Origin of the sequence: Bradyrhizobium sp. DN3, assembly GCF_041357655.1 — a bacterium.
In the GTDB taxonomy this organism is placed as follows: domain Bacteria; phylum Pseudomonadota; class Alphaproteobacteria; order Rhizobiales; family Xanthobacteraceae; genus Bradyrhizobium.
Window position 1 is genome coordinate 40,028 of sequence record NZ_JAULLN010000010.1, and the last position, 20,916, is coordinate 60,943.

General features: G+C 64.4%; 23 protein-coding genes. 15 read left to right on the forward strand and 8 right to left on the reverse strand.

Translation table 11 applies throughout. From position 1 onward, the window contains the following. Positions 1-34: 34 nt before the first annotated feature. From AAE027_RS16590 to AAE027_RS16615, 6 genes are all read left to right on the forward strand, one after another. On the forward strand, positions 35-496 hold the full coding sequence (locus tag AAE027_RS16590) for a DUF3237 domain-containing protein (protein WP_370987930.1): 462 nt from the start codon (positions 35-37) through the stop codon (positions 494-496). Between the two features lie 247 nt (positions 497-743). Further along, the gene (locus AAE027_RS16595; RefSeq protein WP_370987929.1) at positions 744-1,553 is read left to right on the forward strand and encodes a crotonase/enoyl-CoA hydratase family protein; all 810 of its coding nucleotides are present in this window, start codon (positions 744-746) and stop codon (positions 1,551-1,553) included. Then, entirely contained in the window at positions 1,550-3,433 is a 1,884-nt protein-coding gene (locus AAE027_RS16600; protein WP_370987928.1) for a feruloyl-CoA synthase, read from the forward strand. The genes AAE027_RS16595 and AAE027_RS16600 overlap by 4 nt, the downstream gene beginning before the upstream one ends. A gap of 236 nt (positions 3,434-3,669) precedes the next feature. Further along, a complete protein-coding gene (locus AAE027_RS16605; RefSeq protein ID WP_091890475.1) occupies positions 3,670-4,431 on the forward strand; it encodes an SDR family NAD(P)-dependent oxidoreductase in 762 nt (253 codons plus the stop codon). A 207-nt stretch (positions 4,432-4,638) separates the two neighbouring features. After that, on the forward strand, positions 4,639-5,058 hold the full coding sequence (locus AAE027_RS16610) for an acyl-CoA thioesterase (RefSeq protein WP_130220568.1): 420 nt from the start codon (positions 4,639-4,641) through the stop codon (positions 5,056-5,058). Positions 5,059-5,148: 90 nt separating this feature from the next. After that, positions 5,149-6,300, forward strand: a complete 1,152-nt coding sequence (locus AAE027_RS16615; protein WP_370987927.1) for an ABC transporter substrate-binding protein — start codon at positions 5,149-5,151, stop codon at positions 6,298-6,300. Between the two features lie 265 nt (positions 6,301-6,565). Here the strand turns inward: AAE027_RS16615 and AAE027_RS16620 are convergent, their stop codons facing one another. Next, a complete protein-coding gene (locus AAE027_RS16620; RefSeq protein WP_370987926.1) occupies positions 6,566-7,294 on the reverse strand; it encodes a glutathione S-transferase family protein in 729 nt (242 codons plus the stop codon). A 36-nt stretch (positions 7,295-7,330) separates the two neighbouring features. Further along, positions 7,331-7,591 (reverse strand): hypothetical protein, encoded by a 261-nt coding sequence (locus tag AAE027_RS16625; protein WP_370987925.1) that lies wholly within the window; start codon positions 7,589-7,591, stop codon positions 7,331-7,333. Positions 7,592-7,704: 113 nt separating this feature from the next. Here AAE027_RS16625 and AAE027_RS16630 point away from each other — a divergent pair, with 113 nt between their 5' ends. Both AAE027_RS16630 and AAE027_RS16635 read left to right on the forward strand, forming a co-directional pair. Then, a complete protein-coding gene (locus AAE027_RS16630) occupies positions 7,705-8,403 on the forward strand; it encodes a helix-turn-helix transcriptional regulator (RefSeq protein WP_091890491.1) in 699 nt (232 codons plus the stop codon). Positions 8,404-8,408: 5 nt separating this feature from the next. After that, the gene (locus tag AAE027_RS16635; RefSeq protein WP_370987924.1) at positions 8,409-8,732 is read left to right on the forward strand and encodes a YkgJ family cysteine cluster protein; all 324 of its coding nucleotides are present in this window, start codon (positions 8,409-8,411) and stop codon (positions 8,730-8,732) included. On the opposite strand, the gene AAE027_RS16640 is transcribed toward AAE027_RS16635, so the two are convergent. Then, entirely contained in the window at positions 8,729-9,127 is a 399-nt protein-coding gene (locus AAE027_RS16640; RefSeq protein WP_176945723.1) for a hypothetical protein, read from the reverse strand. The genes AAE027_RS16635 and AAE027_RS16640 overlap by 4 nt on opposite strands. A gap of 280 nt (positions 9,128-9,407) precedes the next feature. Further along, positions 9,408-9,755, reverse strand: coding sequence for a DUF3307 domain-containing protein (locus AAE027_RS16645; RefSeq protein WP_176945729.1), 348 nt, complete (start codon positions 9,753-9,755; stop codon positions 9,408-9,410). Between the two features lie 401 nt (positions 9,756-10,156). Here AAE027_RS16645 and AAE027_RS16650 point away from each other — a divergent pair, with 401 nt between their 5' ends. The 4 genes from AAE027_RS16650 to AAE027_RS16665 all read left to right on the forward strand — a co-directional run bounded on the left by AAE027_RS16650 (position 10,157) and on the right by AAE027_RS16665 (position 13,990). Beyond that, the gene (locus AAE027_RS16650; RefSeq protein WP_370987923.1) at positions 10,157-11,602 is read left to right on the forward strand and encodes a TAXI family TRAP transporter solute-binding subunit; all 1,446 of its coding nucleotides are present in this window, start codon (positions 10,157-10,159) and stop codon (positions 11,600-11,602) included. A gap of 124 nt (positions 11,603-11,726) precedes the next feature. Then, positions 11,727-11,945 (forward strand): hypothetical protein, encoded by a 219-nt coding sequence (locus AAE027_RS16655; protein ID WP_370987922.1) that lies wholly within the window; start codon positions 11,727-11,729, stop codon positions 11,943-11,945. A gap of 143 nt (positions 11,946-12,088) precedes the next feature. After that, the gene (locus AAE027_RS16660; protein WP_370987921.1) at positions 12,089-13,195 is read left to right on the forward strand and encodes a cyclic nucleotide-gated ion channel; all 1,107 of its coding nucleotides are present in this window, start codon (positions 12,089-12,091) and stop codon (positions 13,193-13,195) included. A 12-nt stretch (positions 13,196-13,207) separates the two neighbouring features. Then, the gene (locus AAE027_RS16665; RefSeq protein ID WP_370987920.1) at positions 13,208-13,990 is read left to right on the forward strand and encodes an enoyl-CoA hydratase/isomerase family protein; all 783 of its coding nucleotides are present in this window, start codon (positions 13,208-13,210) and stop codon (positions 13,988-13,990) included. 217 nt (positions 13,991-14,207) lie between these two features. On the opposite strand, the gene AAE027_RS16670 is transcribed toward AAE027_RS16665, so the two are convergent. Then, positions 14,208-14,834: a glutathione S-transferase family protein gene (locus AAE027_RS16670; protein ID WP_370988017.1), complete on the reverse strand. Its 627-nt coding sequence runs from the start codon at positions 14,832-14,834 to the stop codon at positions 14,208-14,210. Positions 14,835-14,938: 104 nt separating this feature from the next. On the opposite strand from AAE027_RS16670, the gene AAE027_RS16675 reads away from it, so the two are divergent. After that, a complete protein-coding gene (locus AAE027_RS16675; protein ID WP_370987919.1) occupies positions 14,939-15,919 on the forward strand; it encodes a helix-turn-helix transcriptional regulator in 981 nt (326 codons plus the stop codon). Positions 15,920-16,055: 136 nt separating this feature from the next. Further along, positions 16,056-16,304 (forward strand): hypothetical protein, encoded by a 249-nt coding sequence (locus AAE027_RS16680; protein ID WP_091890704.1) that lies wholly within the window; start codon positions 16,056-16,058, stop codon positions 16,302-16,304. A 56-nt stretch (positions 16,305-16,360) separates the two neighbouring features. Here the strand turns inward: AAE027_RS16680 and AAE027_RS16685 are convergent, their stop codons facing one another. The 3 genes from AAE027_RS16685 to AAE027_RS16695 form a co-directional block, all read right to left on the reverse strand. Next, complete coding sequence (locus tag AAE027_RS16685; protein WP_370987918.1) at positions 16,361-17,308, reverse strand: fatty acid desaturase; 948 nt, start codon at positions 17,306-17,308, stop codon at positions 16,361-16,363. Continuing rightward, the gene (locus tag AAE027_RS16690; protein WP_370987917.1) at positions 17,305-18,339 is read right to left on the reverse strand and encodes an alpha/beta fold hydrolase; all 1,035 of its coding nucleotides are present in this window, start codon (positions 18,337-18,339) and stop codon (positions 17,305-17,307) included. The genes AAE027_RS16685 and AAE027_RS16690 overlap by 4 nt, the downstream gene beginning before the upstream one ends. A gap of 136 nt (positions 18,340-18,475) precedes the next feature. Beyond that, the gene (locus AAE027_RS16695; RefSeq protein WP_370987916.1) at positions 18,476-19,279 is read right to left on the reverse strand and encodes an MBL fold metallo-hydrolase; all 804 of its coding nucleotides are present in this window, start codon (positions 19,277-19,279) and stop codon (positions 18,476-18,478) included. Positions 19,280-19,464: 185 nt separating this feature from the next. On the opposite strand from AAE027_RS16695, the gene AAE027_RS16700 reads away from it, so the two are divergent. Next, positions 19,465-20,661 carry an MFS transporter gene (locus AAE027_RS16700; RefSeq protein ID WP_370988016.1) on the forward strand — a complete coding sequence of 399 codons (1,197 nt, stop codon included), beginning with the start codon at positions 19,465-19,467 and terminating at the stop codon, positions 20,659-20,661. Positions 20,662-20,916: the final 255 nt, after the last annotated feature.

Sequence of the window (20,916 nt, forward strand, 5' to 3'; positions counted from 1 at the left end):
GCTGCGGCGCTAATGGGTACATGAGAGGTGATCAATGACCACACCGAGGCTCGACACAAAATACGCTTTCACCATCACCGCTCGTATCGGCGACGTCGTCACCGCGGGCGAGACCGGAATCGGCGTGCGCCGCATCATTCCGATCATCGGCGGCGAGGTGACGGGCGCAATCACAGGCAAGGTGCTGCCGTTCGGCGCCGACTTCCAGACCATCCGCCCCAACGAGCTGATCGATCTCGAAGCCAGATACGCCTTCGAGACCGACGACGGCGCGACCGTCTATGTCGAGAACAAGGGCATGCGCTTCGGCCCGGTGGAGCTGCTGCAAAAGCTCAAGCGCGGCGAGCCGGTCGATCCGAAGCTGATCTATTTCCGCACCGTGCCGCGGTTCGAGACCGGGCACCAAAAATACCGCTGGCTGATGGAACATATTTTCATCGGGTCAGCTGCGCGGCATGCCGACCGCGTGGTGATCGACGTGCATCAGGTGATGTGATCCTCGCTACCACCTCGTCATTGCGAGCGCAGCGAAGCAATCCAGAATCTTTCCGCGGCGGCAGCCTGGATTGCTTCGTCGCAAGAGCTCCTCGCAATGACGAGGATAGGGCTGCGGCAGCCTATCACAACGGACTCCCTCGCCGGAGCAGGCCCCAAACCGGCCCAATGAGCGCCGGAGTTCATATCGCCCTCCTTGACTCCACCAAAATTCGTTATACAACATAACTATTCTGACAAGGACGCAAATGACACAGGGAAACGCCGAGACCGCTAACGCGGGCGCCTCCGGGCTTTTGAGGATCGAGCGGGCGGAGCGGGTTCTGACCGTGGGTCTGAACCGGCCGGCCAAGCGCAATGCGCTCAATGACGGCATTATCCTGGAAATCGGCGAGTGTTTTGCGAACCTGCCCGAGGATATCGGCGCGGTCGTCATTCACGGCATCGGCGACCATTTCTCCAGCGGTCTCGACCTGTCCGAGCTGACCGAGCATGACGCGACCGGCGGCCTGCTCCATTCCCAGATGTGGCACCGGGTGTTCGACCGCATCCAGTACAGCCGTGTACCCGTGATCGCCGCGCTGAGAGGCGCCGTGATCGGCGGCGGCCTCGAGCTCGCCTGCGCCGCACATATCCGCGTCGCCGAGCCCTCGACCTATTTCGCCCTGCCGGAGGGGCAGCGCGGCATCTTCGTCGGCGGCGGCGGCTCAGTGCGGCTGCCGCGGCTGATCGGCGTCGCCCGGATGATGGACATGATGCTGACCGGCCGGGTCTATTCCGCGACCGAAGGCGCCTCCTACGGCTTCGCGCAATATCTGACGGAAGCCGGCAACGGGCTCGGCAAGGCGCTGGAGCTTGCGACCAAGGTCGCCTCCAACGCGCCGCTGACGAACTTTGCTGTGCTCCAGGCGTTGCCGATGATCGCGGAGGCCAATCCGCAGACCGGCCTCCTCATGGAATCACTGATGGCGACCGTCGCGCAGAGCGATAAAGAGGCAAAGCGCAGGATCCGCGAATTCCTCGAACACAAGACCGCAAAGGTGAAGCCGAAGTCATGAGCGCGCAGCCGTCCTCTTCCAGCATGGAGCGCGGCGCGAGCACTTTTCCGCTGCGGCCCATCTCGTTCGGCGATCCCGTCGTCAACATCGAGCGCCGCGACGACGGCACGATTTACCTCAGGCCCAAGCAGCCGCTCGGCGACTATCCCGTCCGCATCACCGACCGCCTGCATCATTGGGCGACAACGACACCGGATCGCGTCTTCATGGCCGAGCGCGACGGCGGCCGCGGGTGGCGCAAGATCACCTATGCCGAGCTGCTCACCGCGAGCCGGCACATCGCATCAAGCCTGATCGCGCGCGGCCTGTCGGCTGAGCGGCCGGTCGTCATTCTCTCCGGCAATTCGATCGACCACGCCCTGCTTGCGTTCGGCGCGCTCTATGCCGGCATTCCGTTCTGCCCGGTGTCGCCGGCCTATTCGCTGGTGTCGAAGGATTACGGCAAGCTCTCCTATCTGATGAAGCTGCTGACGCCCGGCCTCGTCTTCGCCGAAGACGCCGACAGATTCGCCGATGCGCTCGCCGCAAACGTCTCACTCGGCACCGAGATCGCCACGTCCTATGGCAAGGTGCCGGGCCGCGACGTCACCCTGCTCGCCGATCTCATGGCGACGCCGATCCGCGACGATCTCGACGAGGTCCACGGCAAGATCGGCCCCGACACGATCGCAAAGTTCCTGCTGACGTCGGGCTCGACCGGCAATCCCAAGGCCGTCATCAACACCCAGCGCATGATCTGCGCCAACCAGGTGATGCTGCGCGAGACGCTCGCCTTCCTCAAGGACGAGCCGCCCGTCATCATCGACTGGCTGCCCTGGAATCACACTTTTGGCGGCAACCACAATATCGGGCTGACGCTGTACAATGGCGGCTCGATGTATCTGGACGCCGGCAAGCCGGTGCCCGGCGGCATCGAAGAGACGGTGCGCAATCTCCAGGAGATTTCGCCGACGGTCTATTTCAACGTGCCCAAGGGCTATGAGTCGCTGCTGCCGTATTTGCGCGACGATCAGGGCCTGCGCGCAAAGTTCTTCGACCGGCTGCATGCGATGTTCTTCTCGGGCGCGGCGCTGTCGCCGTTCGTCTGGAACAGCCTCGACGAGCTCGCGGTGAAGGAGAAGGGCTATCGCGTGCCGATGCTGACGGGCCTCGGCGCGACCGAGACCGCGCCGTTCTTCATGTCGGTCAATCCGCGCACCAGCCGCTCGGGCCATGTCGGCCTGCCCGTCTCCGGCAACGAGGCCAAGCTGGTGCCGAACAACGGCAAGCTCGAGGTCCGCGCCAAGGGGCCGAACGTGATGCCCGGCTACTGGCGCCAGCCCGACATCAGCGCAAAGTCCTTCGACGAGGAAGGCTTTTACAAGATGGGCGACGCGCTCAAGCCCGCCGATCCCGACGATCTCAATGCCGGCTTTGATTTCGACGGGCGCGTCAGCGAGGATTTCAAGCTCGCGAGCGGCACCTGGGTCAGCGTCGGCCCCTTGCGCGCGCGTCTCACTGCTGCCTGCGCGCCGCTGGTGCGCGACGTCGTCATCGCCGGCATCAACCGTGACGAGGTCTCCGCACTCGTGGTGCTCGATCTCGACGGTTGCCGCCTGATCAACCCGACGCTGCCGGCCGACGATCTCGTCGTCGCGACGCGCGACCGGCTCGTGCGCGAAGCATTCCGCGAACGCCTGACCGGTTTCCTCAGCTCAGCTACCGGCTCCTCGACGCGGATCACGCGCGCGATCCTGATGGACACGCCGCTGTCGATCGACAAGGGCGAGGTCACCGACAAGGGCTCGATCAACCAGCGCGCGGTGCTGGAACATCGCAACCTCCTGATCGAGGAGCTCTACGCTGCCAATCCGTCGGACCGTGTGATATCGGTCGGGTAACATGTCAATTGGAATGAACCAGCCGGCTCTTCCTTCACCTCTCCCCGCTTGCGGGGAGAGGTCGAATTTGCGCACTGCGCATATTCGGGTGAGGGGGACTCTCCGCGAGTCTCACTCTCACCTCCTCCGCGGAGAGTCCCCCTCACCCCAACCCTCTCCCCGCAAGCGGGGCGAGGGAGCGCATCGAGCGCTTGGATACGATCGCGTCTGAATTAGAATCGCCAAAGGAGAACGCCATGTTGTTGAAGGATCAGGCAGTCATCGTCACCGGCGGCGCATCGGGGCTGGGCGCTGCGACCGCGCGAAAACTGGCGGCGCAGGGCGCCAAGGTCGCGGTGTGCGACCTCAACGCCAAGCTTGCCGAAACCGTTGCCGCCGAGATCAAGGGCGTGGCCGTGACCTGCGACGTCTCCGATGCCGCTTCCGCTGAAGCCGCGATCGCGCAGGCGGCCAAGGCCCACGGCCCGGCGCGCGTGCTGGTGAATTGCGCCGGCATCGGCGTTGCAAAACGCGTCGTCGGCCGCGACGGGCCGATGGCGCTCGCCGATTTCGACAAGGTGATCAAGGTCAATCTGATCGGCACCTTCAACATGCTGCGCCTTGCCGCAGCCGAGATGTCCAAGCTGGAGCCGCAGGCGACCGGCGAGCGCGGCGTCATCATCAACACCGCCTCCGTTGCCGCCTATGACGGCCAGATCGGCCAGTCGGCTTATTCGGCCTCCAAGGGCGGCATCGTCGGCATGACGCTGCCGATCGCGCGCGAGCTCGCGCAATTCGGCGTCCGCGTGCTGACGATCGCGCCGGGCCTGTTCCTGACGCCGCTGCTCGCCAACCTGCCGCAGGAAGCGCAGGACTCGCTCGCCGCCGCGATCCCCTTCCCGCGCCGGCTCGGCAATGCCGACGAGTTCGCCGCGCTTGCGCTGCACATGGTCGAGAATGCGTATCTGAACGGCGAAGTGGTGCGCCTCGACGGCTCGCTGCGCATGGCGCCGAAGTAAATCGATGAGCGCTATTGGAGCAGCGATCTCGGCCGCACCTCTCCCATTGGGAGAGGTCGGCGCAGAGCGCCGGGTGAGGGGCCCTGCCCTATCGAGGGACCGTAATCCCTCACCCGAATTGCTCTTGACGATGCTGCGCATCGCAAGGCGCAATTCGACCTCTCCCTCCGGGAGAGGTGTGGCACAGCGCTTATGGATGCATAACGCATGTTCGTGAACCGGCGCGACGTCCAGATCCAGTGGGGTGATTGCGACCCCGCCAACATCGTCTACTACCCGCGCTATTTCGCGATGTTCGACGATTCGACGTCGACCCTGTTCGAGGTCGCCGGATTCTCCAAGCAGGATCTGGTCCGCAAATACGGTCTGGTGGGCATTCCCATGGTCGACACGCGGGCCAAGTTCTACATTCCCTCGACCTATGGCGACTGGATCACCATCGAGACCAAAATCGAGAGCATCAAGCGCTCGAGCTTCGAGGTGAAGCACAACGTCTACAAGGGCGATGCGCTGGCGATCGAGGGATTCGAAACCCGCGTCCTGGTCGGCCGCGATCCCGTTAACCCCGACAAGCTGAAATCGGCACCATTCCCGGCGGAAATGGTAGCCAAGTTCACGGGAAGTTAGAGCCGGAGCTAAATCGCCGCATCACCAAAAGAGGGGGCTGAATTACCCCCCGATTTCTGCTTTCGAAGAAAGACGTAAAGGGAGGAATAGATGAAACGCTTTTACCTGACCGCCGCCATCACCGCGGCCGCGCTGGCGCTGCCGGCCCTGCCCGCGCTGGCCCAGACCAACGAAATCACCATCGGCATCACCACCACCACGACCGGCCCGGGCGCAGCGCTCGGCATTCCCGAGCGCAACGCGCTGGAATTCGTGCCGAAGGAGATCGGCGGCGTACCGCTGAAGGTGATCGTTCTCGACGACGGCGGCGATCCCACCACCGCGACCACCAACGCCCGCCGCTTCGTGACCGAATCCAAGGCCGACATCATCATGGGCTCGGCGCTGACGCCGCCGACCATCGCGGTCTCCAACGTCGCCAACGAAGCCGGCATTCCGCATTTCGGCCTCGCGCCGTTTCCGATCACGCCGGAGCGCATGAAGTGGTCGGTGGCGATGCCGCAGCCGATCCCGATCGTGGGCAAGGTGCTGTACGATCACATGAAGGCCAAGGGCGTGAAGACCCTCGGCTATATCGGCTATTCCGACTCCTATGGCGACCTCTGGTTCAACGACCTCAAGGCGCAGGCCGTGCCGATGGGCATGACCATCGTCGACGAGGAGCGCTTCGCCCGTCCCGATACCTCGGTGACCGGACAGGTGCTGAAGCTCGTCGCCGCCAATCCCGACGCGATCCTGATCGGCGCCTCCGGCACCGCGGCCGCGCTGCCGCAGACCGAGTTGCGCGAGCGCGGCTATCAGGGCCTGATCTACCAGACCCATGGCGCGGCCAGCATGGACTTCATCCGCATCGCCGGCAAAGCGGCCGAGGGCGTGCTGATGGCCTCGGGCCCGGTGATGGACCCCGAGGATCAGCCGGACACCGCGCTGACCAAGAAGCCGGGCCTCGCACTCAACTCGGCCTATGAAGCCAAGTACGGTCCGAACAGCCGCAGCCAGTTCGCCGGCCATTCCTACGATGCGTTCGAGCTCCTCAAGCGCATCATTCCGGCGGCATTGAAGATCGCCAAGCCCGGCACGCCGGAATTCCGCGAAGCGATCCGCCAGGCCCTGCTGTCTGAGAAGGAATTGGCGGCAAGCCAGGGCGTCTACAATTTCACCGAAAAGGACCGCTACGGCCTCGACGACCGCTCGCGCATCCTGCTCACGGTGAAGAACGGCAAGTACTCGCTGGTGAAGTAGGCGCCGCGATAGTTCGCAACGAGAAGAGCCGGCCCGATGGGCCGGCTCTTTTGTTTTGCGGTTAGACACGAGCTGCGGCTACGGGCGTTGGTGCGCCCCCTCTCCCGCTTGCGGGAGAGGGTTGGGGTGAGGGTTGCCTCCGCATAATGACTATCTGAGGCCTACGGAAAGTCCCCCAGCGGAGAGAACCCTCACCCGGCGCTGCGCGCCGACCTCTCCCGCAAGCGGGAGAGGTTACAGCGATCGGGCGGATACACCGCGGGCCTCAAGCCGCCTGTCGCAACGGGGTCCAGGCGAACTCCGGATAATATGTATCCATCATGCGATCGACATAGGCGGTGAGGTTCGGAAATCCCTCGGCGCGCTGGCGCAAGGCCGATTCGAAGAACGGCGTCAGGATGCCGGAGAGTGCGCCGAAGGCGGTGGCATCGACGCCGCAGGGCTTGTTGCCCATCAGATACGACTTGTCGCCGAGCTGCACCGAGAGCGCGAACAGCGAGCGCACGGCGAGATCGACATCGTCGTCGGGCGCGTGGCGGCCGAGACCGGAGAGCAGATAATTCTCGGCGACGCGGAATTGCGCGTCCTCGCGCAGCTTCTCACGATTGTGCTCGGGTGCGCCGTCGAAGAAATGCGACGGCCCCTTGGCGAAATTGACCGGATCGACCCAGCGCGCTCCGACCAGCGCCCAATAGACGTGATGCTCGATCATGCGCTCGAACGCCCAGGCCTGCGCACGTTCCTGCAACGAAAGCCCGGCGTCGAAATCGAAGCCGTAGCGCCGCTCGATATGGGCGCGGATGAAGGTGGAATCGGCCACCGCCTCGCCGCCGTCGTCGATGAAGGGCAGCTGCCCCTTGGGCGAAGCTGGCGGCATCGCGCGTTCCTTCCGGTAGGGCAGCCCCGCCATCTTGAGCTGCACCTCCGTCTTGGTGACGAAAGGGCTGATTTCCGGCAGGCCGAAGCCGGTGCCAAAACCGTAAAGCGTGATCATGAAACCTCTCCTGAACCTGCCGAACGTGAACGGAACCTACCTGCCGGCTGCTGCCACCATGATGGCAGCAGCCGTGATATCTTCTGCGAAACGGGCCCCCTGCCAGGCCCGGCTCATGATGTGGCGGGCGAGCGCGTCCGCAGCCTGGATCAGCGCGCGTGCCACCACGCTTGCGAACGCAAATCGGAGATCGACGGCCATGAGATCGAGCGAAACGAGACGGCTAAACACCCGGGCCTGCCACATCTGGGCGCGCCACAGCGGGCCGGCGGGGCCGAAATGGGTTGGAACGATCATGGACAAATCCTCTTCAGTCGACGTGTTGTCCCGGTATAGAACTCCCCTGCTGCCAACATCCTGTCAGCAGCCGCGCGTCGCCTTTTGAAAAGACCACGAACAAGAGACCCGTCATGAGACGCGCCGACAGGCTGTTTCAGATCATCCAGGTGCTGAGGCGTACGCGTAAACCGCTGACGGCGGACGCGATCGCGGCCGAGCTCGAGACGTCGAAGCGCACCATCTATCGCGACATCGCAACGCTGATCGGCCAGCGCGTGCCGATCCGCGGCGAAGCCGGCATGGGCTACATCCTGGAGAAGGGTTTCGACCTGCCGCCGCTGATGCTGACGCCCGACGAAATCGAGGCGGCGGTGCTCGGCGCGCAATGGGTCGCGGGCCACGCCGACTCCGCGCTGGCGCGCGCCGCTGAGGATTTGATGGCCAAGATCGCCGACACCGTCCCCGAGCGCCTGCGTCCCTTCGTGCTGGAGCCGGCGAGCCGCGCGCGGCCGAGCTGGAACAGGGAGCCGGACCGCCTGGACATGGCGCGCACGCGCACCCAGATCCACGAAGGCAAGAAGATCATGCTGCGCTATCGTGATGAGCAGGGCCGCGCCAGCGAGCGCATGATCTGGCCGATTTCGGTCGGCTATCTCGAAGCCGTGCGCCTGCTCGCGGCCTGGTGCGAGCTGCGCAGCGACTTCCGCAGCTTCCGCACCGACCGCGTGGTCGAGGCAACCTATCTCGACGAAAAATATCCGGAGCGGCGCGACGTGCTGCGCGCAAGATGGCGGCAGAGCCTGGTCTGGGGTCCGCCAAAGGACACGTGACGACGATGGAACAGACCTCGCCGCTCGATCTGTCGAGCTGTTGCCAGAGTTGCGGTGCCTGCTGCGGCTATTCGGCGAACTGGCCGCGCTTCTCGATCGAGAGCGACGACGAGCTTGCAGCGATCCCGGAGGCGCTGGTCAACGCGCGTCAATCCGGCATGCGCTGCGAGGGCGATCGCTGCTCGGCGTTAAAGGGAGAGATCGGCAAGGCGACGGCGTGCGGCATCTATGCCGCGCGGCCGGAGGTGTGCCGCACCTGCATGCCCGGTGACGCCGAATGCGCGATGGCGCGGCGGAAGTTCGGGCTTGCGGTGATAGAGGCCGCTTAGGCCGGAACGGCTTCGCTGATCTCGTCGTCGAGTTCGTCCTCGAGCGGTGCCAGCACCGACAGCGGCTTGGTCGACAGCGTGATCGGCTTGCGCCCGCCCGACAGCGACGGCGAGGATTTCGCTGCGCCTTCGCGCGACAGCGCGTAGAGCGTCGAACCGACGCGGCCACCGTTGTCGATCAGGTCGCGCTCGCTGCAGCTGGCGGCGATCGCGACCGCCAGCGAATGCAGATGGCTGCGGCGATAGCAGAACAGCGCCAGCCTGGCGCGTGCGTCAGGGGAAACACTCTCTACCAGCCTCGGCAGGCCACTCGCGCTGGCGCGATACATCTCGCCAAGGAGCTCGTCGCGAACCGGGCAGAAATCGCTTTCAAAGGAATCGCGGCTTGAAAACATTGCAGTTCTCCCTCGTGTGGGGAAGATGCAGCGCAATTCTCTAACGAAAGGTTAACCACGCTGCCCGGTAGTGACCCGGGGTGCTTGCGTCGTGGCCGCGAATCGGAGGCAGAGGAAAAAACGTTTCCGGTGGCCCTCCTTCGAGACGCCCGCCTTTGGCGGGCCCTCAGGATGAGGTCTTGTCCCGCGGCGAGATCCCAGACCCTCATGGTGAGGAGCGCCGCCGCACGGCGCGTCTCGAACCATGCAAGGCCGAGCAGCCGGCCAAACGTGGCTAGCCTCAGTTCGCCGCCATGAAGATGGAGAGGCCGAAGCCGGTAAGGTGATGCAGCGCCTGGTCGACGCCGATCAGGGTCCAGAACCAGGGATGCGCCAGGTCGACACCGAAATTGGCCGAGATGAACCCCTTGGCGCGGTCGATCGTGATGTGGATCGCGAAGTCGATGAACGCCACGAACCAGAATTTCGGCGCCACGATCAGGATCAGCGGCAGCGCAACCGCAAGGTGAACGAGGCAGTGCACCAGAAGCGGCAAGGCCCAGCCGTGCTTCTGGTCCTTGCCATGCGCCATCCAGGCGGTCTGGAGGACGAAATCGGCGATGATGTGCTTGAAGGTGAGCAGCAGCATCCAGCCAATGAGCGCTTCAACCGGAACCGCCGAAGACATGGGTGGAAACGACAAGCCGACGCCCTCATTGAGGTGACAAGAAAAATTGGAGCGTTCAGCGCAACTTCTTCTTGGACCGGTCAAATCGCCGGGACCTCTGATTTATGACATTTCCCGCGGCGGAATGCAGCCGGGGGAACCGGAAAATCGCCAACTGTGGCTAACTGGTGATAGGATGACCAATCGCCGCGGCGGCGTCGAGTAAGGTTACCTTCGGCTCGAAATTTGCATCCCGTGACCTTCGCGCTATCATCGGCGGCAGAGAATATCGTTCTTTTTTCAGGCGTTTACGAATTACAGGGCGACCGCTGCGCTTCCCATGCTACGCGCCGCCAGCCAAAGAATGAGGCCAGAGTGCTGCCATGAGTACTGTAGGCCCCACCGCATCACTACCTGAGCCGCCGCCGCGGCGCCCCAAGGTGATCAAGACCAACCAGCAGCAGGTCTTCCTCTACGTCGTGCTGACCCTTCTGCTGTCGCTCGCCACCGTCTGGGCCGGGCGCACGCTGGTGCACAATTCGGAAACGCTGACATTTGCCGTCGGCGGCCCCAACAGCGACGAGGCGCTGTTCGCGGCCAAGCTCGCCACTCTCCTGAAGAACAACGCCTCGCGTTTCCGGATCAAGATCGTCAACAACGCGGACAACGCCAAGGCGATCGCACAGTTCGACCGCAAGCAGGCCGACCTCGCCGTGCTGCGCACGGACGCCAAAGTGCCGCTGCGGGCGCGCACGCTTGCGATCCTCGAGCACGATCTCGTGCTCCTGCTCGGTCCCGGCAACAAGAAGATCAAGTCGCTCGCCGAGCTTAAGAAGAAGAAGGTCGCGGTCGTCGCCGAGAACGAATCTTCGCTCGCCTTCGTCCGCAGTATTCTCGACGTCCCCGACGGTCCCGATGCCGCGAAGATCCAGATGGCACCGCAGGGTGTAGCACTCGACAAGCTGTTTGCGCCGGCGAGCGGCTTCAGTGCGGTGATCGCCATCGTCCACGCCTCCAGGGCGGTGCGGGACAAGTCCTATGAACAGGTTGCCAAGCGCGGCGGCTTCACGCTCAACGCGATCGACGACGCCAAGACGCTGGCGCGCAAACTCCCGGGCATTTCCGACGAGACGCTGACAGCAGGCACGTTGTCGACGTACCCGCAAATTCCCGACGACGATCTCGACACGATTGGGCTCGAATGGCTCCTGGTCGCACAATCCAGGATGTCCCCGACCACCGCAGGCGAGCTCGCGCGCATCGTCTACGAGAACAAATCCGCGCTCGGGCTCGACAACGGCTTTGCCAGCAGGATAGAGCCGGCCTCCGTCGAGAAGGACGCCTTCGTGATGGCGCATCGGGGTGCCGCCGATTACATCAACGACGACACCAAGTCGTTCATGGATAAGTACAGCGACGTGATGTATCTGGGCGCCGCCGCGCTCAGCGTCATCGGCTCGATCTTCGCTGCGATCTACGCCAAGATCACGAGGATCGCGCCGGAGAAGGCCAGCGAGCTCTCCACCGCCATCCTCGACATTGGCGAGCGGATCGAGCACGCCCACTCGCTGGATCAGCTCGAATGTCTCCAGGACGAGCTGGAAGGCATCTTGCGCGGGGCTGTCATTGGACTCAGGGACGGCACGATCAGCACCGACGGGCTCGATACCTTCAAGCTCGGCTATGAGTTCGTCCGCGACGAGATCAGCATGCGCCGCGACTATCTGAAACGTCATGCCAGCGAGAGTGAAAAGGCCGCCCGCGATGCCGGCTCGCCGCAGCAGGACGACAGCAACGTCGTGGTCGTCAAGACCGCCCAGAGCGCCTGATCCGACAGTTTGATGTCCTCAGGTCGGGGCTGCCGGACGTCTTGGCGGTGGATGGACAGTCGGAACCCAGGAACCGTCCCCATCTACAGCCGTTGGCTCACGGATTGCAGCCGGAGAACGCGCCATGCGTACACTCCTCGTCATCTTCCTGCTGGGAATGCTGGCGGCAGTTGGCTATTTCGCCTATTCCGCCATGGCGGTCGAAGGCGATCCGATCCCGACGGAAGGCTATTGGGCCCTCGCGCTGGGGGCAGGATTTTCCCTCGTCGTCGGCGTTGGCCTGATGGTGCTGCTGTTTTTCAGCAGCCGCCGCGGCTACGACGAGCCACCGCATTTCAGATAGCCTCAGCCAGCCGCCTCACCGCCCTCCCCTGTTCGACGACGCTGCGGCCCGCGCCTGTCGTTGACGGCCTCGGCCCGGGCGGGCACTTTGGCCCTGAAGTCCCAGCCGGGACCACACGAGTCAGAACCGAGCCGCCTTCCCGCATGTCCAAGCCGCTGATTTCCGCTCTGGCCCAGTTCGCGGCCGCCACGGCCGGCCGCAACATGACCAAGACGGCCTATGTGGCCGTCGGCGTCGGCGTGCTCAGCATGGTACTGCTGACAGACAACCGGGCCAATGAGGCGCGCGGCTGGGTTAACGGCCTGCTATGGGTCTGCCTCGCCTATTTCGTGTTCGAATGGCTGATTCGGCTGCGCCACATGACGCGCCAGGGTCGGCTTTCGCTCTATATGTCCTCCTCCGCCGGCATCGTTGACGCGATCGGGGCGCTGGCCGTGCCGCTCGCGCTGGTTCTCGGCATCGAGCCGAAGACGGCGTGGCTGCTCAGCGTGCTCTGGGTGCTGAAAGTGGTGCCGGGCATTCCGGGCTTGCGGCAGCTCCGCCGCGTGCTCGTGCTGGAATCCGGGCCGCTGGTCAGCGTGCTCGTGATCTTCCTGATGGTGATCTTTCTCGCCTCGGTCGCCGAATATTTCCTGGAGCGGGACGTGCAGCCGCAGACGTTTGGCAGCGTGCCGGCCGCGTTGTGGTGGGCGGTGGTGACCTTGACGACGACGGGCTATGGCGACGTCGTGCCGGTCACGCCGCTCGGACGCATGGTGGCGGCGCTGGTGATGATCTCCGGCCTCGGCGTGTTCGGGCTGTGGACCGGTATTCTGGCGACCGGCTTTGCCGCGGAGACCCGTCGCGACAATTTCCTCAAGACTTGGGAATCCGTCAGCAAGGTGCCGTTCTTTGCGGCGCTGGGGCCTGCGGCCATCGCCGACGTCACCCATATGCTGCGGACCATGGAGCTGCCGGCGCGCACCTTGGTCATCCGCAAGGGGACGCAGGGCGACTGCATGTATTTCATCGCCGCCGGCGAGGTCGAGGTCGACCTGCCCGGCAAGAAGGTGCAGCTCGGCGAAGGCGCCTTCTTCGGCGAGATGGCGCTGCTCGGCAACAACAAGCGCGGTGCCAACGTCGCGACCACGAAAGTATCGCGGCTTCTGGTGCTCGACCTCGTCGATTTCCGCGTGCTGATGGCGCGGCATCCCGATCTTGCCGAGACCATCGACGCTGAAGCAAGACGGCGCGCGCTCGAGAACAATTAAATGGAGACAAGAATGTCGGACACAGCCGACGCGACCAGCCCCGTACTCGACATCACCGGCGCACGCGCCACCATCCGCCTCAACAGGCCAAAACATCTCAACCGGCTCCAGGCCGAGGATCTCAGCGACCTGGTCAAGTTGTTCGACCGGATCGAGAGCGATCCGGCCATTCGCGTGCTGGTGCTGACCGGCACCGGGCGCGCCCTCTCCGCGGGCTACGATCTCAATTCGGTGGCGGAGCGCGCGGTGAGCGCGAGCGAGCAGCAGAGCGCGGGCTCGGCCTTCGAGGTGGTCGTCAACCGTCTCGAGGATTTGGGCGTGCCGACGATCTGCCGGCTCAACGGCGGCGTCTATGGCGGCTCGACCGACCTCGCGCTGGCCTGCGATTTCCGCATCGGCGTCGACACCGCCGAGATGTTCATGCCGGCGGCACGCCTCGGGCTGCACTATTACCCGAGCGGCATCAAACGCTACGTGACCCGGCTCGGCGTCGACAATGCGAAAAAACTGTTCCTCACCGCCGCAAGGATCAGCGCGCCGGAGATGCTGCGCATCGGCTATCTCACTGCCATGGTGCCGGTGGAGTTTTTGGACGAGGAGGTCGACAAGCTCGCCAGCGTCCTCGCCGGCAACGCGCCGCAGGCGATGCGCGGCATGAAGCGCGCCATCAACGAGTTCGCCCGCGGCGAGCTCGACGAAGCCGCCGCCGACCAGCGCCACCGCGACAGCATGCGCGGCGACGAGATCAAGGAAGGCATCAAGGCGTTCGCCGAGAAACGGGCACCGCGGTTTTGAGAGACCGGTGAGGGAGCACGAGGGCGCGCTCCACATTCAGCCGTCGTCCCGGACAAGCGCGCCTCAAGCGCGCAGATTCGGGACCCATAACCACAGGGAGTGGTAACGATGGCGAGCTGATAACTTCGAGTCTTCGCCACACCAAATCCTGTGGTTATGGGTCCCGGGTCTGCGCTTACGCTTGCCCGGGACGACAGCGGAGATTGAGGCGCGCTGCCTACCCCCCAACAGCCTTGGCATGCTGCGCCGCCATCTCGGCGTCGGCCGCAGTGATGCGCTGGTACGCAGGGCGCGAGGTCATGCGCTCGGCATAGCGGACGAAAACATCCTTCTTCGGCACGATGCCGAACATCATGGTCCAGCTGAACGCGACGCCCCACAACACATCCGCCGCCGTCATGCGCTCGCCGAGCAGATACGGCCCCTTCGACAGCTGCGCCTCGAGCGCGCCCAGCATGGTGTCATAATCGGCATACGGCGATTGCGTGATCGGCGCCGGCTCGCGCTGCATGAACTTGTCGATCATGGCCGGCTCGAACGAGGCACCGTAATAGGCGATCCAGCGCAGATAAGGACCGCGCAAGGAATCGTTCAGCGCGGGCGTCAACCCCGCCTGTGGAAACAGGTCGGCGAGATAGATGGTGATCGCGACCTGCTCGGTCACCAGCGCCTCGCCGTGGCGGACCGCCGGTACCTTGCCGAGCGGGTTGATGGCGAGATAGGCGGGCTTGCGCTGTTCGCCCGCCTTCATGTTGAGGACATGGAGATCGTAGGCCGCGCCCAACTCCTCCAGTAGCACCCGCGTGCCGGTGGCGCGGCTCTGCGGCGAATAATACAGCGTGATGCGGTTCTAATCGGTCATGGCGGGTCTCCCATCTGCCCATTTGGCGATGGCATTCTGTAGCGGATCATACCTGACATCCTGTGTCAGGTATGGTTTAAGGGATCATGCGCGCAAGCCGGATGCTGTCGATCCTCACCACCCTCCAGGCCAGAGGGCAGGTTACCGCGCCCGAACTCGCCGAAGCCTGCGAGGTCTCGGTGCGCACGATCTATCGCGACATCGATGCGCTCGCCGCGACCGGCGTGCCTGTCTACGCCGACCGCGGCGCCGAGGGCGGCTATCGCCTGCTCGACGGCTATCGCGTGCGGCTGAACGGGCTGTCGCAGAGCGAGGCAGGCGCACTGTTCCTGGCGGGTTTGCCGGGCCCGGCCGCGGCGCTCGGGCTGGACGCTGCGATGATCGCCGCGCAGAACAAGCTGATGGCCGCGCTGCCTGCAAATCTGCGCGAGGACGCCGGGCGGATGCAGGAACGGTTTCACCTGGATGCGCCGGGCTGGTTCGGCGAGGCCGAGGACCCAAAGCATCTGCGCACCATCGCCGGCGCGGCGTTGCGCGGAACGCTGATCAAGATCCGATACCAGAGCTGGCGCGCAGAGAAACAGCGCCGCGTCGCCCCGCTCGGCCTCGTGCTGAAGGGCGGCAGCTGGTATCTCGCAGGGCAAGTCGACGGCAACGTGCGCACCTATCGCGTCGCGCGGGTGCTCGACTGCACGGCGCTCGACGATCGCTTCGATCGTCCGGCCGATTTCGATCTCGCGGCTTACTGGCAGGCCGCGACACTTCGTCTCGAGGCCGAGATGCATCCCAATGTCGCGGTCGTCCGGCTGTCGCCATTCGGCGTCAAGCTGCTCGACGCGTTGAGCCAACCTTACGTCAAGGCACGCACGCAACTTGAGGAGACCGTCGACGCAGATGGCTGGCGCATCGCCAGGGTCCCGGTCGGCAAGACGTCATGGCATGCCGCGGCCGAACTGTTGCGGCTGGGCCCCGAGGCCGAAGTGCTGGAGCCCGCCGATCTCCGCGACAAGATGATCGAGCTGACGCAGGCGATGGCCGCGCGCTATCGCGTGGCACGGAAAGCCTGACGGCGGCACATTTTGCCGCGGCCCAAGAAACAATCCTGAAACACGATTCTCAGCCATCGCGGTGAACGCATTCGCGTCTCGGTCCGACCGAGATGCAGGGACACAACAATGGCCCTGCGCCACATGGAGAATGAAGATGTTTCGTAAGCTTGCACTTGGTCTGATCGCTGCCGGCTCGCTCGGCGTTGCCGCGCTCGCCCCCACCGCCGCCTCGGCCGGCGGCTTCCATCATCACCACTGGGGTCATGGCTGGGGCCCGGGTTGGGGCTTTGGCGGCGTCTATCTCAACACCGGCGTCAGCAACTGCTACCAGGAGCGCCTCGTCCAGACCCGCCACGGCCTGCGCGTCCGCGTCGTGAATGTCTGCGCCTACGGGATCTACTGATACCTCGCCTTCACGACAAAGCTCCGGTCGCAGCGCGACCGGAGCTTTGCGTTGAGTTAGCCCTCTTGCCGCTGCCGCCGAAACCAGGCCCAGGTCTCGCGTGTCGTTCTGATGTAGCCGCGGCCGCGATGGACGATCTCGCCATCGACGAGCTCGTTCAGCTTCGGCAGCGCATGAAAGGGGATCGAGGGATAGGCGTGATGCTCGACATGATAGGGCATGTTCCACGCAAACCATTTGACGATCGCGCCGGTATAGGTCGTGCGGGTATTCTGGAAGGCGCTGCGGGTGCGGTCGCAGCCGGTATGCTCGGCGTAGAGATAGGGCCGCAGGAAGAACTGCCCGATCGCAAGCGGGACGATCCAGACCCAGAGCAGCAGCGCTGACGAGAGCCACAGCGACAGCGCAAGCAACAGCGCGTAGAGCGCGACATAGGCGCGCGCCTCGGTCACGATGATGGCGCGCTTGCTCTCGGGGATCCAGGGCACGACGACCTTGCCGCTGACGGCGTGGCCGAGCATCAGCCGCAGACGCCCGGCGACCTGGAGCAGACCGCTATAGGCGATCGCGAGCTGGGTGTCGGAGGTCGGCTTCACGCCAACGATCAGCTCAGGATCCTTGTCCGGATCCTGGGTGTAGCGGTGATGATCCCAGTGAAACAGGCAGTAATATTCGTAAGGCAATCCGATGATGAAGGCCGAGAGATAGCCCACAGTGAGATTGAGGCCGCGGCTTTTGAACGCGGTCTTGTGCGCGGTCTCGTGCACCGCCATGAACAGGAAGGCGACGACATAGCCCTGCACCGCCATCAACGGCAGCGCCCAGAGCACGCCATGGCGCGAGACGACCATCCAGATCAGCGCGCCCACCAGCACAATCGCGCCGTAATGGCCGAGGCTCTGCGCCGCGCCCCTGAGGTCGGAGCGGACCGACAATTGGCGCAGCATCGCCGGTGTCAGCGGTTTCAGGCGATGGCCGGGCTCTGAAACGGTTGTGTCAGTCATGACCGGATGCCTGCGTATCGGCTGAGAAGCGCTGCGATCTCGGCCTTGATGAAAGCCTGATCACGCGGATTGTTCACGGGGTTGCCGGCCCGATGGCCGTGCTGCGACGGGATCGGATGCAACAGCGCGGATTTTGCGCTGGTCAACCGGCCGAGCTCGTCCTCGTTGTCGCGGACGTCGAAATAGCGATCGGTCGCGCCCGGCATCAGCAGCATGTGGGCCTTGATCGCGGCAAGCGCGCGGTCGAAATCGCCACCGAATGCGGTGCAGCGGCTGACGTCACCATTCTGCCAGATCTCGATCTGCGCCAGGAGGTCATTGGCGTCGCGCCGCGCAAAGGCCGCATCCCAACCACGGACGAGATAATCCTCCAGCGAGGTGAAACCGGCTTCGCGCCAAATCTCGTCGCGATAGAAGCTGTGCGACATCGCCCAGCCGGCATAGACGCGTCCCATCGCGCGGTAGCCGGCAACGGGCTTTTCGACGAAGCGGCCATCGCGGAACGCGGGATCGGCGGTCAGGGCGGCCTTCACGCTTTCGAGAAAGACATGATTGTAAGGCGCGCAGCGCGCGCTGCCGCAGACGATCGCTGCGCGCTCGACCATATCGGGGTGCAGCGCCGCCCAATGATAGGCCTGCATGCCACCCATCGACCAGCCATAGACGAGCGCGAGCGTCGAGATGCCGAAACGTTCGGTGAGCAGCCGATGCTGGACCGCGATCGCGTCGTGATAGGTCACCTTCGGGAACGGCCCGGCGGTATTCGACGGCGATGACGACAGGCCGTTGCCGAACAGGTTCGGGATGATGATGAAGTAGCGGGTGGGATCGAGCACGCCGTCGGGCCCGATCAGCCATTCGGTGTCGACGTGCTGCGCGCTGAACGAGGTCGGATAGAGGATGACGTTGTCCCTGGCCGGGCTCAGCGTTCCATAGGTCTTGTAGGCGAGCTTCAGCGCGGGAAAGACGGTGCCGGACTGGAGCGCGACGTCGCCGGCCTCGAATATCTCGTAGTCGCGTTGCGCCGTCATGGCCCCAACTCCCGCTCACTGACCGCAATGCGCGCGGCGTTTGGCAATGCATCGATCATGCCGAAACTCGCGCTCAATAATGTACTTATAGTACAGTTATTCGGGCACATCAAGCGCTCCCAAACCGGCATGAGGCTCAGGCAATGGCCGCCAGATAACGCGCGACAGACGCCGCAAACGCGGCCTTGGCGCCTGCGCCGATGTTGCGGTCCCACCAAGCGCCATAGATGCGATCGAAGGCGAGCGGCTCCACCGCCGCCGCGATCCGCCGCACCGCGGCGGCGTTGAGCGGCATGTAGTTGGGGTAGGAATACATGAAGCTGACGAAGCGGCGATCCATCGTCACCTGCGCAATATCGCCGGTGAGCAGCGCGCCCCTGCCGTCCGCACCGTGCCGCCAGTGCAGCACGGTGGCGCCGGCGAAATGACCGCCAGTGCGCAGCAACAGCGCGTCGTCAGAGATGCGATGGTGATCGCCAGCCCAGTGCACGATCGATGCATGTGGCTGCGTCACCCATTGGCGATCATCTGCGTGCAGATAGACCGGCACGCCGCCGAACGCCTCGCTCCAGTCGGCGAGCGCACCATAATAATGCGGATGCGAGATTGCGATCGCCTTCAGTCCGCCGAGCGAACGCACATGCGCAATCGCCTCCGGCGTTGCCAGCGGTACGCAGTCCCACATCAAGCAGCCGTCGCCGAGCGGCACCAGCAGCGCGCGCTGGCCGATGGCGAAGCTCGGCTCGAGCGAGAGCCCTGTCAGGCCGAGATCGTCGCGCCAGACGACGCGGTGGCGCTCTGCCAGCGTCTCGCGCGTCAGAAAGATCTGCCCGTTCCAGCCCACATACTGCCGTTCGTCCTCGCAGATGGGACAGGATGCGGGCGGGTGTCCGCTGTCCGGAAATTGCGCGCCGCAGGTTTCGCAGGTCCAGAGTGGCATGGCCATGATCCTGATTGAGACTGTCGCAAGTATGACATGACGTCGCGGGCTCTGCGATCACAAGGGCGATCGGAACCAACGCGGTGAGCGCAGGTTAGGTTCTAGTCCGCCCCGGGCACCCATGGGCCCGCAGTCTCCGCCTCATGCGAGATCAGTCGATCGGCAGCATTGCGTTCAGCGTCTCGATGACATCGCGCCCTTCACCTCGTATCTGGCCCCTGTTCGCGCTCAACTTCTTCATGGCCGACATGCAGTCGGGCATCGGGCCGTTCGTCGGCGTCTTCCTGCAGGAGCGCGGCTGGGCGAGCGGATTGATCGGCACCGCGATGACGGTCGGCAATGTCGCGGGCATGCTGGTCACGACGCCGATCGGCGGCTTCATCGATTCCAGCCGCAACAAGCGCATGTGGGTCGTCATCCCCGGCATCTGCGTGGTGCTGGCATCCGCAATCATCCTGATCTCGCAAAATTTCTGGGCCGTCACCTTTTCCCAGGTCGCGCAATCGCTGGCGAGTGCCGCGATCGTGCCAGCGGTGACCGGCATCACGCTCGGCATCGCCAAGCAGAAGGGCTTCAACGCACTCAATGGTCGCAACCAGGCGTACAATCACGCCGGCAACATGGTCGGCGCCGCGCTGTCGGGCTATCTCGGCTACAGGCTTGGCTATTTTGCCGTTTTCGTGCTGGCCGCCATGTTCGGCGCCATCGCGATCGCCTGCGTGCTGATGATCCCCGCCAAGGCGATCGACGATCGAGCCTCGCGCGGCAGCAAGGAGGATGACTCCAAAGCTCCGCCGGATGCGATGACGATGTTGCTCAAGCACAAGCCGCTGCTCGTGCTGGCACTCGCGCTCGCCCTTTTCCATCTCGGCAATGCCGCGATCGTGCCGCTCTATGGACTTGCGGCGGTGGCCGACGCCCAGGCCAATGGCCCGAGCTTCGTCGCGACCACTATCGTGATCGCGCAGGGCGTGATGATCGTGACCTCGCTGATCGCGATGAAGGTCGCGAGCAAGCGCAATTACTGGCCAGTGATCCTGATCTCCTTCATGTTCCTGCCCATCCGCGGCGTGCTTTCCTTCTTCGTCACGGGATGGTGGGGCGTCGTACCGATGCAGGTGCTCGACGGCATCGGCACCGGGCTCCAGACGGTTGCCGTCCCCGGCATGGTCGCGCGCTCGCTCAACGGCACCGGCCGCATCAATCTCGGCCAGGGCGCCGTGATCACGGTGCAGGGCGTCGGCGCGAGCCTCAGTCCCGCGCTCGGCGGCTGGATCGCGCAATGGGTCGGCTACGGCCCGACCTTCCTGCTGCTCGGCGGTTTCGGGCTGGTCTCGATGACGCTGTGGCTAGCCTTCGGGGCGGCGGTGAAGAAATATTGAGTTCTTCCCCCTCTCCTTGCCCTGCACGGGGAGAGGGCCGGGGTGACGGGCCGCGTCCGTGGAAATGGTGCTAGAGGGACTCGCGCAGTTTCCTCCTCCCGTCATTGCGAGCGCAGCGAAGCAATCCAGACTGTCACCGCGGGAAGACTCTGGATTGCTTCGCTGCGCTCGCAATGACGATGTGGATGCCGACTTATTTCAAACCTACGGGAGGGACTCGCGGAGACCTCGCCCGCATCCGCCTTCGCTAAAGCT